Annotated in this window: 15 protein-coding genes; 4 read left to right on the top strand and 11 right to left on the bottom strand. The window is 69.3% G+C overall.

Annotation, left to right across the window (positions count from 1 at the left end; all coding sequences use genetic code 11):
- Positions 1 to 85 precede the first annotated feature (85 nt).
- Positions 86 to 1,264 (bottom strand): vWA domain-containing protein, encoded by a 1,179-nt coding sequence (locus AC2YHT_RS20150; RefSeq protein WP_487291679.1) that lies wholly within the window; start codon positions 1,262 to 1,264, stop codon positions 86 to 88.
- Between the two features lie 150 nt (positions 1,265 to 1,414).
- Between AC2YHT_RS20150 and AC2YHT_RS20145 the strand changes: the two genes are divergently transcribed.
- A complete protein-coding gene (locus AC2YHT_RS20145; protein ID WP_487291678.1) occupies positions 1,415 to 2,860 on the top strand; it encodes an MFS transporter in 1,446 nt (481 codons plus the stop codon).
- Between the two features lie 168 nt (positions 2,861 to 3,028).
- On the opposite strand, the gene AC2YHT_RS20140 is transcribed toward AC2YHT_RS20145, so the two are convergent.
- The 7 genes from AC2YHT_RS20140 to AC2YHT_RS20110 form a co-directional block, all read right to left on the bottom strand.
- A complete protein-coding gene (locus AC2YHT_RS20140) occupies positions 3,029 to 4,090 on the bottom strand; it encodes a Leu/Phe/Val dehydrogenase (protein ID WP_487291677.1) in 1,062 nt (353 codons plus the stop codon).
- A gap of 134 nt (positions 4,091 to 4,224) precedes the next feature.
- Positions 4,225 to 5,259: a lysophospholipase gene (locus AC2YHT_RS20135; RefSeq protein WP_487291676.1), complete on the bottom strand. Its 1,035-nt coding sequence runs from the start codon at positions 5,257 to 5,259 to the stop codon at positions 4,225 to 4,227.
- A complete protein-coding gene (locus tag AC2YHT_RS20130) occupies positions 5,256 to 5,840 on the bottom strand; it encodes a uracil-DNA glycosylase family protein (RefSeq protein ID WP_487291675.1) in 585 nt (194 codons plus the stop codon). The genes AC2YHT_RS20135 and AC2YHT_RS20130 overlap by 4 nt, the downstream gene beginning before the upstream one ends.
- 48 nt (positions 5,841 to 5,888) lie before the next feature.
- Complete coding sequence (locus tag AC2YHT_RS20125; protein ID WP_487291674.1) at positions 5,889 to 6,272, bottom strand: hypothetical protein; 384 nt, start codon at positions 6,270 to 6,272, stop codon at positions 5,889 to 5,891.
- A 63-nt stretch (positions 6,273 to 6,335) separates the two neighbouring features.
- Positions 6,336 to 6,992, bottom strand: coding sequence for a glutathione S-transferase family protein (locus tag AC2YHT_RS20120; protein ID WP_487291673.1), 657 nt, complete (start codon positions 6,990 to 6,992; stop codon positions 6,336 to 6,338).
- A 100-nt stretch (positions 6,993 to 7,092) separates the two neighbouring features.
- Positions 7,093 to 7,395 (bottom strand): DUF3253 domain-containing protein, encoded by a 303-nt coding sequence (locus AC2YHT_RS20115; protein ID WP_487291672.1) that lies wholly within the window; start codon positions 7,393 to 7,395, stop codon positions 7,093 to 7,095.
- Positions 7,392 to 8,135 (bottom strand): DUF1444 domain-containing protein, encoded by a 744-nt coding sequence (locus AC2YHT_RS20110; RefSeq protein ID WP_487291671.1) that lies wholly within the window; start codon positions 8,133 to 8,135, stop codon positions 7,392 to 7,394. Before AC2YHT_RS20110 ends, AC2YHT_RS20115 begins: the two co-directional genes overlap by 4 nt.
- Between AC2YHT_RS20110 and AC2YHT_RS20105 the strand changes: the two genes are divergently transcribed.
- Both AC2YHT_RS20105 and AC2YHT_RS20100 read left to right on the top strand, forming a co-directional pair.
- The gene (locus AC2YHT_RS20105; protein ID WP_487291670.1) at positions 8,116 to 8,355 is read left to right on the top strand and encodes a hypothetical protein; all 240 of its coding nucleotides are present in this window, start codon (positions 8,116 to 8,118) and stop codon (positions 8,353 to 8,355) included. The genes AC2YHT_RS20110 and AC2YHT_RS20105 overlap by 20 nt on opposite strands.
- 36 nt (positions 8,356 to 8,391) lie before the next feature.
- The gene (locus AC2YHT_RS20100; RefSeq protein WP_487291669.1) at positions 8,392 to 8,850 is read left to right on the top strand and encodes a PaaI family thioesterase; all 459 of its coding nucleotides are present in this window, start codon (positions 8,392 to 8,394) and stop codon (positions 8,848 to 8,850) included.
- Here AC2YHT_RS20100 and phaH read toward each other — a convergent pair.
- The 3 genes from phaH to rlmJ all read right to left on the bottom strand — a co-directional run bounded on the left by phaH (position 8,847) and on the right by rlmJ (position 11,772).
- Positions 8,847 to 9,578: a phasin PhaH gene (gene phaH, locus AC2YHT_RS20095; RefSeq protein ID WP_487291668.1), complete on the bottom strand. Its 732-nt coding sequence runs from the start codon at positions 9,576 to 9,578 to the stop codon at positions 8,847 to 8,849. The genes AC2YHT_RS20100 and phaH overlap by 4 nt on opposite strands.
- A gap of 90 nt (positions 9,579 to 9,668) precedes the next feature.
- Positions 9,669 to 10,943 carry a chromate efflux transporter gene (chrA, locus tag AC2YHT_RS20090; protein WP_487291667.1) on the bottom strand — a complete coding sequence of 425 codons (1,275 nt, stop codon included), beginning with the start codon at positions 10,941 to 10,943 and terminating at the stop codon, positions 9,669 to 9,671.
- Positions 10,944 to 10,947: 4 nt separating this feature from the next.
- Positions 10,948 to 11,772: a 23S rRNA (adenine(2030)-N(6))-methyltransferase RlmJ gene (gene rlmJ / locus AC2YHT_RS20085; RefSeq protein ID WP_487291666.1), complete on the bottom strand. Its 825-nt coding sequence runs from the start codon at positions 11,770 to 11,772 to the stop codon at positions 10,948 to 10,950.
- 105 nt (positions 11,773 to 11,877) lie between these two features.
- On the opposite strand from rlmJ, the gene AC2YHT_RS20080 reads away from it, so the two are divergent.
- Positions 11,878 to 12,885, top strand: coding sequence for a DNA topoisomerase IB (locus AC2YHT_RS20080; RefSeq protein WP_487291665.1), 1,008 nt, complete (start codon positions 11,878 to 11,880; stop codon positions 12,883 to 12,885).
- Positions 12,886 to 12,995 lie beyond the last annotated feature (110 nt).

Genomic DNA, 12,995 nt, shown 5'->3' with positions numbered 1-12,995 from the left:
GGGTGCGGGGTCAAAGGTTTGAGAGACCCCTCATCCGACGGCCTTCGGCCGCCACCTTCTCCCGCAAGGGGAGAAGGACGCGCTGTCAGCCCCGCACCAGCTCCCGCATCGCCTTGTCGAGCCCGTCGATGGTCAGCGGGAACATGCGCTCGTTCATCAGCTGCTTCATCACACCGATCGACTGGGTGTAGTCCCAGTGGCGCTCGGGCGTGGGATTGAGCCAGATGCAGCTCTGGTAGATGTCGGTGACCCGGCTCATCCAGATGGCGCCCGGCTCCTCGTTCCAGTGCTCGACGCTGCCGCCCGGATAGGTGATCTCGTAGGGGCTCATGGTCGCGTCGCCGACGAAGATCACCTTGTAGTCGGCCGGGAACTTGTGGAGCACCTCCCAGGTCGGGACCTTCTCGGTGTGCCGGCGCTTGTTGTCCTTCCACACACCTTCGTAGAGGCAGTTGTGGAAGTAGTAGAACTCCAGGTTCTTGAACTCGGTCTTGGCGGCGGAAAACAGCTCCTCGCAGAGCTTGATGTGGCCATCCATCGAGCCGCCGATGTCGAAGAAGATCAACACCTTGATGGCGTTGCGGCGCTCGGGGCGCAGCTGGATGTCGAGATAGCCCTTCTCGGCCGTGCCGCGGATGGTGCCGGGCAGGTCCAGTTCCTCGGCCGCGCCCGTGCGAGCGAACTTGCGCAGACGGCGTAGCGCCACCTTGATGTTGCGGGTGCCCAGTTCGACGCTGTCGTCGAGGTTCTTGTACTCGCGCTTGTCCCAGACCTTCACGGCCCGGCCGTGGCGGCCCTTGTCCTGCCCGATGCGCACGCCTTCGGGATTGTAGCCGTTGTTGCCGAAGGGCGAGGTTCCGCCCGAGCCGATCCACTTGTTGCCGCCCTGGTGGCGCTCCTTCTGCTCGGCCAGGCGCTCGCGCAGGGTCTCCATCAGCTTCTCGAAGCCGCCCAGGGCCTCGATCTGGGCCTTCTCCTCGTCGGTGAGGAACTTCTCGGTCAGGGCCTTCAGCCACTCTTCCGGAATGTCGGCCGTGATCCCTTCACCCACCGTCTCCAGCCCCTTGAAGACGTGGCCGAACACGCGATCGAACTTGTCGAGGTTCTTCTCGTCCTTCACCAGGCTGGCGCGCGACAGGAAGTAGAAGTCGTCGATCGAGCGGTCGATGACGCCCTTGTCCAGGGCCTCCATCAGCAGGAGGTATTCGCGCAAGCTGACCGGCACCTTGGCCTGGCGCAGCTCGGAGAAGAAGCGAAGGAACATCGGCCGGGTCTCGGGGAGTCTCTGGGGAGGTCTCGAACGTCTGTTTGGCAGAATGAAGCCTCAAAGCGTTCGGCGCAACGGCGACCTCCGGGGACCGAAGTTATCCACTCTTTCCTTGAGCCGGCCGCCCGCCGGGCGTAACTGGCGCCCGTGTCCGATCTCGCCTCAGATCCGCGCCCGGCGCCTTCCCTCGAAACCGAAGCGCCCGATCCGTCCCCCTGGACCACCCGGCTCGTCTCCCTGGCCGTCGCCAGCGCGCTGCTGATGGAGTTCATCGACTCCACGGCGCTGTCGACCGCCCTGCCGCGCCTGGCCCAGGCCTTCTCGGCCGATCCGATCCACCTGAAGCTGGCGCTGACCTCCTACATTCTCGCCCTGGCGGTGTTCACCCCGGCCAGCGGCTGGGCGGCCCAGCGCTATGGGGCGCGAAGGGTGTTCCTGCTGGCCATGCTGGTGTTCCTCGGCGGCTCGGCCCTGTGCGGCCTGTCGCAGAGCCTGGCCCAGTTGGTCGGGGCGCGGGTGATCCAGGGGATCGGCGGGGCGATGATGACGCCGGTGGCGCGGCTGATCGTCGTCAGCTCGACGCCCAAGGACAAGCTGATCAGCGCCATGGGCTGGTTCACCATGCCGGCGATGATCGGGCCGCTGATCGGACCGCCGATCGCCGGCTTCGTGCTGTCGATCGCCGACTGGCCGTGGATCTTCTACCTGAACCTGCCGATCGGCCTGGTCGGGGCGATCGCCGTACGCCGCTTCGTGCCCAAGGGCGCGCCCGACCGCGAGGCCGGCCGTTTCGACACGCCCGGCTTCATCATGAGCGCCATCGCGCTGTCGGGCCTGATCGGCCTGGCCGAGACCGCCGGTCTGCCGCTGCTGCCGCCGCCTTTGCAACTGGCCCTGCTGGTCGTGTCGCTGGGCGCGGGCTGGCTCTACCTGCGGCGCTGCAAGGTGGTGAGCCGGCCGATCCTGGACCTGACCCTGCTGCGTTTCCCGACCTATCGGGCCAGCCTGCTGGGCGGCACCTTCGTGCGGCTGGGGATCGGGGCGAGCCCCTTCCTGATGCCGCTGCTGCTGCAGGTCGCCCTGGGCTGGAGCCCGCTGAAGGCCAGCGCCGTGACCATAGCCACCGGGGCCGGCGTGCTGGTGGCCCGGCCGTTCGCCAGCGCCCTGCTCAAGCGCTATGGCTTCCGCTCGGCCCTGGCGGTGTTCGTGGTCGCCACGGCGATCATGACCGCGGTTCCGGGCCTCTTCACCGCCTCGACGCCGATGGGGCTGATGATCGGCCTGCTGCTGGTCGGCGGCTTCGCGCGGTCGAGCCAGTTCATCGCCGCCAACACCATCGCCTATGCCGACGTGCCCCAGCCGCGCGTGGCGGCGGCCTCGACCCTGGCGGCGGTCAGCCAGCAGGTCGGCCTGGCCCTGGGCGTCAGCTTCGGTGGTTTGATGCTGCACCTGACCCGCGACGTCGGCGCCGGCGGCCTGACGCCAGCCAGCTTCACCCTGCCGTTCGCGGCGATCGGGCTGGTGACCCTACTGGCCCTGCCGGTCTATCTGCGGCTGGACAAGGACGCTGGAGCGAGTTTGAGCGGGCGCTGATCCCTCTCCCCTTGCGGGAGAGGGTGGCCCCGCGGAGCGGGGTCGGGTGAGGGGTCGCACTGACGCAAAACGCCGCGACAGCGGTGCGGCTGTCGCGGCGTCTGATTTCTGAGAGACCCCTCATCCGACGGTCTTCGACCGCCACCTTCTCCCGCAAGGGGAGAAGGATTACGGACGCGCCGCCGCGATGCGCGCCCGGGCGATCTCGTCGGCGACCAGGTTGGCCGGGCGGCCTTCGGCCTTGGACTGATCGAGGACCTCGGCCAGGGTCAGGGCCAGGCGGTCGAGCTTGGTCGCCACCCAGGCCGGATCGAAGGCGCCGCCGGCTTCCAGGGCGCGGATCTCGGCGGCGACGTTGATGATGCCGCCGCCGTTGATGACGTAGTCCGGGGCGTAGAGGATGCCGCGGTCGAACACGGTCTGGCCGATCAGGGCGTCGGCCAGCTGGTTGTTGGCGCCGCCGGCGATGACCTTGACCTTCAGGCGCGGCAGGGTCGTCGCCGAGATGGCGCCGCCCAGAGCGCAAGGCGCGAACACGTCGGCCTCGACGTCGAAGATGGCGTCGGTCGAGACGATCTCGGCGCCCGTCTTGGCGGCCACTTCGGCGAGGGCGGCCTGGTTGACGTCGGCGATGATCAGCTGGGCGCCGGCCGCGTGCAGCTTCTCGGCCAGGTAGGCGCCGACATGGCCGACGCCCTGGATGGCCACCTTCACGCCCTTGAGGTCACGCCCCAGGGCGCGCTCGACGCACAGGCGCACGCCGCGGAACACGCCCTCGGCGGTGACCGGCGACGGGTCGCCCGAGGCGGCCGCGTGGCCTTCCAGGCCGGCGACGTAGCGGGTGGTCCTGCGGGTGCTCTCCAGGTCGGCCGGCGAGACGCCGACGTCCTCGGCCGTCCAGTAGCTGCCGCCCAGGCTGTCGACCGCGCGGCCGAAGGCCTCGAACAACTCGGGGCTCTTCTGGCTGCGGCTGTCGCCGATGATCACGGCCTTGCCGCCGCCGAAGTCGAGGTCGGCCATGGCGTTCTTGTAGGACATGCCGCGCGACAGACGCAGGGCGTCGGTCAGGGCCGCTTCGCTGCTGGCGTAGTCCCACATCCGGCAACCGCCGGCGGCCGGGCCGCGCGCGGTCGAGTGGACGGCGATGATCGACTTGAGGCCCGTCTTCTCGTCGTAGAACGAATGGACGCCTTCGTGTCCCTCGAAATCGGGGAGATCGAACAAGGTCATGCCGTGCCTCAGCCTGAAAACAGTGCGCCGGGATGTACGCCCCAACGACCGTCGCCGCAAGGATCACTTCATCGGCCTTTTGTCACATAGGCCGATGATCGTTCTTATCGCACTGCAATACGCCGGACGTTCGACTAGCGTCCGGCCGGAACACCCTGAACTTTGACGATATTCGGCGCAGTCGGCGCGCCTGGGATCGGCGGCGCGCCCGACGGCAGGTCGGCCTGCGGGTCCTTGAGGAACGCCGCCGCGTCGCGCCAGACGACTTCGGCCTGCTTGTCGACCAGAAGAAGATGGTAGCCGTTGGCGTAGAACGCCGAACGATCATCGGGCTTCAGCCGGCGGGCGGCCTGCTGCGTCGGCTCGTCGGGAATGATCTCGTCGTGCTCGCCGTAGAAATAGGCGACCGGGACCTTCACCTTGCCCAGCGACGCCCAGGCCCGCTCCATCAGCCCGACCAGGCCGTAGAGGGTGTCGGACCGCGCGCCCCAGATCATCAGCGGGTCGCGGCCCATGCGGCGCAGCTCGTCGATGTTGTCGGTGGGCTGGACCTTGGAGACCAGCCATTCGGGCGGCTTGACCACCCAGCTGCGGGCGGTGTGGGCGGTGATCCACAGGCTGGTCTTGTAGGGCAGAGGCTGGTTCGACCAGCCCCAGACGGCGGGCGCGAACAACAGCAGAGAATCCGCGGCCGGCGGGTTTTCGGTCGCCATGGCGGCGATGGCCAGGCCCCCGCCCATGCTGACCCCGGCCAGCGAGACCTTGGCCTCGGGATGGGCCTCGCGCACCAAGGCGACCAGGGTGCGGACGTCCTCGATCATCAGGTCGCTCGAGGCCCAGACGCCCCGGGCGGGCGAGCGGCCGAAACCGCGCAGGTCCAGCGCGTAGGTGGCGATCCCCTGCTGGGCCCACCACGGCGCGGCCAGGTGGTAGGCGTTGGAATAGTCGTTCATGCCGTGCAGGCCGACGACCACGTGGGTCGGCGCGCCGCCTTCCGGCAGCCAGCGCTTGATGCCCAGCTTGGCGCCGTCGAAGCTGACCAGCCAGTCGTCTTCCAGGCGGGCGCCGCGCAGGCCCAGCGGGGCGAGGTCCGGGCGCTGGGTGATGGGGGCGCAGGCGGCGGCGAGGCCGGCGGCCCCGACGGTGAGGAGGAGGCTCCGGCGGTTCATGCGGCCAACATGCCCGCGACACGGCGGCGAAGATAGGGCGTCACCTCGTCCTCGAACCAGGGATTGCGCTTGAGCCAGGCGGTGTTGCGCCACGACGGGTGCGGCAGGGGCAGAACGCCGTACCCGACGTATTCGCTCCAGGCGGCCACCGTCTCGGTCATTGTCGGCTTCATGGCGTCGCCCAGCGCCCAGGCCTGGGCGTAGCCGCCGACCAGCAGGGTCAGCTCGACCTTCGGCAGCAGGGCCAGCAGGTCCTTGCGCCAGAGCTCGGCGCAGCGCGGCGGCGGCGGATAGTCTCCGCCCTTGGGATTGGTCCCGGGAAAGCAGAAGGCCATGGCCGCGACACCGATCTCGGTCCGGCCGTAGAAGGTGTCGCGGTCGATCCCCATCCAGTCGCGCAGGCGGTTTCCGGACGGGTCGTTGAACGGCAGGCCGGTCTCGTGCACGAGCCGTCCCGGCGCCTGGCCGCAGATCAGCAGGCGCGTCCCCTCGCCCACCCGCACCACCGGCCGGGGTTCGGGCAGGTCGCCGACGCAGGCCCGGCAGGCGCGGATCTCGGAAAGCAGGGCGTCGAGCGACATGGCTCAGCAGTTAGGCGGCCGCCGGTCCCGCGCCAAGGGCGTGCGGCCCTACGACCTGGCCACGGGAAAGTGGAAAGGCACAGCGATGAGCTTTCCGGGCGCGTCGAGAGCAAGGGCTGTATCGAGCCGCAAGACGAGGGCGAGCGGGCCCGAGGCCGGGTTGTTGCTCGCGTCGCAGGTGACCTCGAAAGCCTCCTGGTCCGTCGCCCCGAACAGCGAGCCATGCTTCCAGAGCTGGGTCAGAAAATTCGTCGCCTGGGCCTTAGCCTCGACCATCATCGCGTCCGACAGCGGCTGGGTCGCCGTCCAGGCCAGCATGAGCTTGAAGTTGGCCTCGATCACCCGCAGCAGGCGCAGGCGATCCTGCGGGCCGGCCGCCAAAGAGAGCGCCTCCTCATCGGTGAGGAGGTCGGGTGGCGACGGGTTGGTCATGACGGCTGGCTCTCCCCGCGCTTGCCGCTCAATCTCCGCTGGCAAGCGCGGCTTGGCAAGCGATCAGGCCGCGGTCGGGGCCGCGAACATGGCCAGGAGGCCCTCTTCCCTGGCGATCAGCTCGGCGAACGAGGGCCGGGCTAGGATGCCGTCGGTATAGGCCTTGGTGCGCGGCCAGCGCGACAGGTCCAGCCCCAGGTGGCGCAGGTTGGCGAAGGGGCTGGCCACGGCGATGTCGGCCAGGGTCAGGCGATCCTCCAGCAGGAAGCCGCCGACGTCGGGCACGATGGTCTCCAGATAGTCGAGCACCGGCGGCAGCTCTTCAGCCTCGGCCTTGGCGGCGATCGCCTCGTCGCCAGGCTTGCGCATGAAGCGCGGGGCGACGATGCGGTTGAAGAAGATCTTGCCGCCGGCCGCCACCAGGATGGTGTCGGCGTATTCCTCGAACCAGACCGCCCGGGCGCGAGCGCGCGGCTCGGCCGGGATCAGGTTGGGCTCCGGATGCAGGGCTTCGAGATAGGTGATGATCGCCGTGGAGTCCGAGATGCGGAAATCGCCGTCCTGGAAGGCCGGGATCTTCCGGAACGGGCTGCACTCGGCGAAGTCGGGATCGGGGGTCCCGGGCGGCGACACCCGGTTCTCCAGCACGAGGCCCTTCTCGGCCCCGAAGGCCAGGGTCTTGCGCACATAGGGGGAAAGCGACGAACCAAAGACGATCATGACGAACCTCCCGATGTATTTGAGAAGCTCATAGGTTCATCGATGCAGTTGCATTTCAAGACCCACTCGCCGACGTCGTCGGGGCGGGTCCTGAAGCGGCTCAGGCCTCGGCGTCGTCGGCGCCGTCGTCAGCCACATCCGGGAAGCTGGTCGGGTCGCCTTCCAGCGGCAGGCGCAGGCGATAGACGCCCCGGAACTTCTCGGGATTGGCCGGCTTGTTGTGGCGCAGGATGACGATCTTGCCTTCCTTGGCCAGTTCGACGGCGTCGGTGCGGACGTGGCCGAGCAGCCGCTGCCAGCGCTCGGGCTGAATGGCCTTGGCCACCGACATCGGGTCGATGGACTTGCCGGCCGGCAGATCGGCCAGCTGCGAAAGGATGGTGTCTTGGATCGGGGTGGTCATTTGCTCGGCTCTAGCACCGACCAGTTTCCGTGGCGATAAAGGAAAATCGTCGTCGAGAAGACCTCGGGCTCGCTCTCGCTGACCTTCACGAACCGCCTGACGAGCGAAAGCCTGGCCGGATCGCCCGCGTCGGCCAGCAACAGCATGTTGCGCTGGAGGAAGACGACGGCCGCCTCGTCCTTGATCTGTATGCCCTGCTCGGCCCAGCGCTCGGGCATCGACACCAGGTTCAGCGCAAGATTTGCATCATCGGTGACGAGCCAGATTCCGGGCTCGAAAAGATCGATCCTGAACGGACCGATCTTCTCGCTGGTGTTCCTGCGCGCCGCCGCCCAGGCGTCGGCGATCCCGACGTCGGCCTTCTTCAGTTCCTCCTGAGTGGCCAGCCGAAAGCTCTCACCTTCGTCGATGGCCAAGATCTCGATGAAGTCGCCCACCAGAGGCCTTGCGACCAGTTCGCCGGCCTTCGCCGTTTCCAGGTAGTCCTGCGGTCGGATCAGGACCACCAGCTTCTTCGGTTCAAGCGCGGCGCGCTCCACCCCTGGCGCGACGCCCCGCGTCCATTGGCCAATGATCGCCTCCAGATCCTGGGGCGCTTTGCGATAGCGCTCATAGGCGTTGCCCAGAAACAGCGACAGACTCTCCTGGCCCTTCGCCTTGGCCTGGCGGACCTTGAGGCTGTCCTCCCCGACCAGCTCGATGCGAAGCGTGGGATCGACCTTGAGCAGCGCCGCCCGCATCTCCAGCTGGAACTCCGACATCGGCATGATCATCGGCGCGTCCTGCGCCATCGCCCCTGTCGCCAGGAACGCCGTCAAGGTCCAGGCCGCCAGGGCCGCGGCGATCGCTCTACCCCACATGCGTATTCCAAGCCCCCGCAAGTTCCGGGCGAACCTGCCCCAGTTCGACGCCTGCGGCCAGACGCCGGCTTGCTTCGGCGTCCGCCGGGGTCTTAGCTGAACAGCAAAACAACGAGAAAGTACGGGAGCGCAGGGCATGGACGGCGGCAACGAGATCGTCAGCGGGCCGATGCTGGTCGAGGACGGCGAGTGGGCGGGCTGGCGCACCTGGACGGGCCAGGATCCCTTTGAGGACACTGCCGGGCCGTTCTATTTCCGCGAGGAGGACGGCAAGGTGCGCTGCGCGTTCCGGGCCGAGCCGCGCCACATGAACGGCGGCGGCTTCATGCACGGCGGCTGCATGCTGACCTTCGCCGACTTCTCGCTGTTCGCCATCGCCTGGCGCGAACTGGACAACGCCAAGGCCGTGACCGTGTCGCTGAACGGCGACTTCGTCGGCCCGGCCAAGCCCGGCGACCTGATCGAAGCGACCGGCGAGGTGATCCGCGCCGGCGGCTCGATGATCTTCGTGCGCGGCCTGCTCTCCACCGGCGGCCAGCCGATGTTGAGCTTCTCTGGCGTGATCAAGAAGATCTGGACGATGGGCGGCGCCTAGCCGCCCGTCGAGCCCGCGCCCTCGGCCAGACGCTTGGCCTGGGCGACCCAGGCGTCGCGCTCGGCGCGGCCCTTGAGGCTGAGCAGCTTGTCGAAGCTTTCGAGCTCGTCGGCGCTCCAGTCGGCGATCTGACGGAAGCGGGTGACGCCCAACTCGGCCAGCGAGGCGGCCAGCTTGGGACCGATGCCGACCAGCAGGGTCAGGTCGTCGGCGACGTCCTTGGCGGAGGCCACGACCTTGGAGGCGACGTCGTTGGCGGGCGCGACGACCTCTTCGACCACGGTATCGACCGGCTCGGCGATCGCTTCCACCACAGGCTCGGGAACTGTTTCGACCACAGCCTCGACCACCTCGACCGAAGCTTCGGCGAGCGCCACGGGGACCTCGGCGGCGGTCTCGACGATTTCGGCCGTGGCGGCGGCGACCGTCTCGACGATCGGCTCGACCTCGGCGACGGCGGCCTCGACCACCTCGGCGGGCGTGGCGATCAGGGCCGGGGCCGGCTCGTCGAGCACGCCGCGCGACACCGGTTCGGGCGCCAGGGCGATCAGGGCCTCGATATTGACGGCCTCACGCCATCGATTGGACCACCACCACCATGTGGCGCCGGCGACGGCCGCGCCGCCGAACACCGCCCACAGGGGCGATGCGGCCCCAATGAGGAGGTTCGGCGCCGACGGTGTTTCTGGACTCTCGGAAGACAGGGGCAGGAAGGACGAGGAAGCCATGGCCGTTCACTCCGTCGATCGCGATTGTGCGGCGCAGCATAACACAGAACGCCGGTTCGCAAGCGCAAAAATGCTGACCTTAAGTAACCTTCAGAACAAAGCCGAACAGGCCAGGCCCGCCAACGTCATCACCCCCACCAGAGCCAGGATCGGCAGCCGCAAGGCGAAGGTCAGGCCGCAGGCGAGGACGGTCAGGCCCAGCGCGACGGGATCGAGGCTGAAGAGGTCGGGCAGCGTCGTCCGGAACGGCCCCCAGGCGGCCTCGTTCCCGCTGCGAAACAGCAAGTGAACGGCGAACCACAGCGCCAGGCTGGCGATCACCCCGACCACCGCCGCCCCCACCCACGACAGGGCCGCCGCGGCGCGGGCGTGGGCGCGCAGGCGCTCGACGAAGGGTCCGCCGGCGAAGATCCACAGGAACGACGGGGCGAAGGTCGCCCAGGCGGCCATCAGCCCGCCGGCGATCGCCGCTGGCCAGGCCAGGGTCGGGTCGGCGTCGCGCCAGGCGGCCACGAAGCCGACGAAGACGAAGGTCAGCACCAGCGGCCCCGGCGTGGTTTCGGCCAGGCCCAGGCCGTCGAGCATCTGGTTGGGCGTCAGCCAGTTCAGCTCGCCCGCCACCTGGCCGACATAGGCCAGGGCCGCATAGGCCCCGCCGAAACTGACCACCGCCAGGCCGCTGAACACCGCCCCGATCTGGGCCAGGGCCGAGCGCGGGGCCAGGGCGAAGGCCAGGACCACCGGCGCCAGCCAGACGGCGAGGCAGATCAGGGCCGCCCTCCCCGCGCCCTTCAGCGGCGCGTGCTCCGCCGAGGCGTCGAAAACCGCGTCGCGCGCGCCGAAGAACCAGCCCGCCAGGCCGGCGACGAGAATGACCAGCGGGAACGGCGCGATGGTGAAGCTCAGCGCCAGGAAGGCCAGGACGGCGGCGATCTTGCCCGCCTGGCCCCGCGCCGCCCGGCCAGCCATCCGGATCAGGGCCTGCAGCACCAGGGCGACCACCGCCGCCTTCAGTCCCAGCAGGGCCGGCGCGGCCCAGCTGGCCTGGCCATGGACGACATAGAGCGCCGACAGCGCGAGCATCGCCGCCAGCCCCGGCAGCACGAACAGCAGCCCCGCCGCCAGGCCGCCGCGCACGCCATGCAGCCGCCAGCCCAGCCAGGTCGCCAGCTGCTGGGCCTCGGGCCCCGGCAGCAGCATGCAGAAGCTCAGGGCATGGGCGAAGCGGTCCTCGTCGACCCAGCCGCGCCTCTCGATCACCTCGCGGTGCAGCAGGGCGATCTGTCCGGCCGGCCCGCCAAAGCCCAGGCAGCCGACCTTCAGCCAGACGGCGCAGGCTTGACGGAGGCTGGGGGCCTGGTTCACGCGGTCAGGCGCGCCAGACGCGGGCGGCCGCGCCCGCATCGCCCAGGCGCTGCGCCAGGAAGGTCGTGATCTCGCGGACCTGCGGCTCGATCGCCGCCGGGGCGCCGACCAGCACCATGGCGCTGCCGTTCATCTTCATCGGGTCCCTCAGAGGCCGCAGGCGGAGCTCGGCGACTAGCGCGTCGTCCGTGACGTTTTCTAGCGCGCGGATGAAGGCGTCGAAGGTCTCCAGGTCCTTCAGCGGGGTCCAGATCGCCAGCACGGCGGCCGGATCGACCTTGCGCACCGCCCGCACCGTGGCCACGCACTGGGCGTAGTCGTCGGGCCGCTCGAACGGCGGGTCGATCAGCACGAAGGTGCGCCCGCCGCGCCCGGCGCGGGCCTCGGCGGTGGCGTAGCCGTCGGCCTGCAGGGCCTGGGCGAAGGCATAGGGACCCAGCACCTTGCGCAGCTGGTCGAAGTCGTCGTCGCGCAGCTCGCAGGCGGCGTAGCGGTCGCCGCGGCGCAGGGCACGGGCGATCAGCAGCGGCGAGCCCGGATAAAGCGGCGCCTCGGCGTCGCCGACGTTCAGTTCCTCGACCGCCTTCAGCAGCGGCGCGAACGGCGCGGGGGCGTCGCCCTCGGCCAGCAGCCGCCCGATGCCGGCGGCGGCTTCCTTGGATTTCTGGGCCATGTCGCCGCGCAGGTCATAGGCCCCGGCGCCGGCGTGGGTGTCGATAACCGCCAGCGGCGACTCGTCGGCGGTCAGGCCCGCGAGCAGGGCCAGCAGGATCGCGTGCTTCTGCAGGTCGGCGAAATTGCCGGCGTGGAAGGCGTGGCGGTAGTTCATCGAAGCTCCCCGGAACGGACGAACCGTCTACCACGTTGGCCGGGATTGGGTTGGGAGCGAACGCATGACCCGGCATTTTTCCGTCTTCAGCGCGCGGTGAGCGCCATGGCCCGCGACACCAGCCAGACGCCCGCCGCCGAAAAGACCCTGCTGGCCTATGTCAACGACCAGGAGCAGGGCCTGACCCGCCTGGGCGAGCCCGGCCGGTTCTCCTACGCCGACCCCGACGGCCGGACGGTGAAGGACGAGGCCACGCTGGAGCGGATCCGCGCCCTGGTCATCCCGCCGGCCTGGACCAGCGTGTGGATCTGCCCCGACCCCAACGGCCACATCCAGGCGGTCGGCCGCGACCAGAAGGGCCGCAAGCAGTATCGCTATCACCCCGACTGGCGGGCCGACCGCGACGCCCGCAAGTACGAGCGCATGGCCGCCTTCGGCCGCGCCCTGCCCCGCCTGCGAAAGCGCGTCGACGCCGACCTCGCCCGCCGCGGCCTGCCGCGCGAAAAGGTGCTGGCCGCCGTGGTCCGCCTGCTGGAACTGACCCTGATCCGGGTCGGCAACGACGAATACGCCAAGACCAACAAGAGCTTTGGCCTCACCACCATGCAGAAGCGCCACCTGAAGCTGGCCGGCGGCGGGGCGGTGTTCGAGTTCAAGGGCAAGAGCGGCAAGGTGCACCACACGGGTTTCCGCGACCGGCGCCTCGCCCGCATCGTCGCCGCCTGCCAGGAGCTGCGCGGCCAGCGCCTGTTCCAGTATCTCGACGAGGACGGCCAACGGCGCTCGATCGAGAGCCACGACGTCAACGACTACATCCGCGCCGTAGCCGGCGAGGACTTCTCGGCCAAGGACTTCCGCACCTGGTACGGCTCTCTGGCGGCGCTGGAGGCGCTGAGCCTGCAACCGGAGCCCGCGACCAAGACCGAGGCGAAGAAGGCCCTGAACCTCTGCATCAAGGCCGTGGCCGGCCTGCTGGGCAACACCCCGGCCGTCTGCCGGGCGGCCTACATCCACCCCCGCGTGCTGGAGGCCTTCGAGACCAGCGCCCTGCCCAAGCGCCGGGCCAGTTCGGCGCGGGCGCGGGAGTTGGCGTTGCTGAGGCTGGTGACCTGAATCTCCTTCTCCCCTTGCGGGAGAAGGTGGCGGCCGCAGGCCGACGGATGAGGGGTCTCTCAGAAATCGAAGACCACATCCGGTCGAACCGCTGCTGCGGCGGCAAAGTC

The organism is Caulobacter sp. SRI_008 (assembly GCF_057586355.1).
Note: the sequence above shows the minus strand (reverse complement) of the source record. Positions and strands in the feature narration are given on the sequence as shown.

Bases quoted from the DNA above. Each gene is read 5' to 3' on its own strand.
- AC2YHT_RS20130 (WP_487291675.1), bottom strand. From the start codon at position 5,840: ATGTCGCTCGACGCCCTGCTTTCCGAGATCCGCGCCTGCCGGGCCTGC.
- AC2YHT_RS20100 (WP_487291669.1), top strand. From the start codon at position 8,392: ATGGACGGCGGCAACGAGATCGTCAGCGGGCCGATGCTGGTCGAGGAC.
- AC2YHT_RS20125 (WP_487291674.1), bottom strand. From the start codon at position 6,272: ATGACCAACCCGTCGCCACCCGACCTCCTCACCGATGAGGAGGCGCTC.
- AC2YHT_RS20120 (WP_487291673.1), bottom strand. From the start codon at position 6,992: ATGATCGTCTTTGGTTCGTCGCTTTCCCCCTATGTGCGCAAGACCCTG.
- phaH (WP_487291668.1), bottom strand. From the start codon at position 9,578: ATGGCTTCCTCGTCCTTCCTGCCCCTGTCTTCCGAGAGTCCAGAAACA.
- AC2YHT_RS20080 (WP_487291665.1), top strand. From the start codon at position 11,878: ATGGCCCGCGACACCAGCCAGACGCCCGCCGCCGAAAAGACCCTGCTG.
- AC2YHT_RS20150 (WP_487291679.1), bottom strand. From the start codon at position 1,264: ATGTTCCTTCGCTTCTTCTCCGAGCTGCGCCAGGCCAAGGTGCCGGTC.
- AC2YHT_RS20140 (WP_487291677.1), bottom strand. From the start codon at position 4,090: ATGACCTTGTTCGATCTCCCCGATTTCGAGGGACACGAAGGCGTCCAT.
- AC2YHT_RS20135 (WP_487291676.1), bottom strand. From the start codon at position 5,259: ATGAACCGCCGGAGCCTCCTCCTCACCGTCGGGGCCGCCGGCCTCGCC.
- rlmJ (WP_487291666.1), bottom strand. From the start codon at position 11,772: ATGAACTACCGCCACGCCTTCCACGCCGGCAATTTCGCCGACCTGCAG.
- AC2YHT_RS20110 (WP_487291671.1), bottom strand. From the start codon at position 8,135: ATGCGGGCGGCGCTGCTCAAGGTCGATCCCACGCTTCGCATCGAGCTG.
- AC2YHT_RS20115 (WP_487291672.1), bottom strand. From the start codon at position 7,395: ATGACCACCCCGATCCAAGACACCATCCTTTCGCAGCTGGCCGATCTG.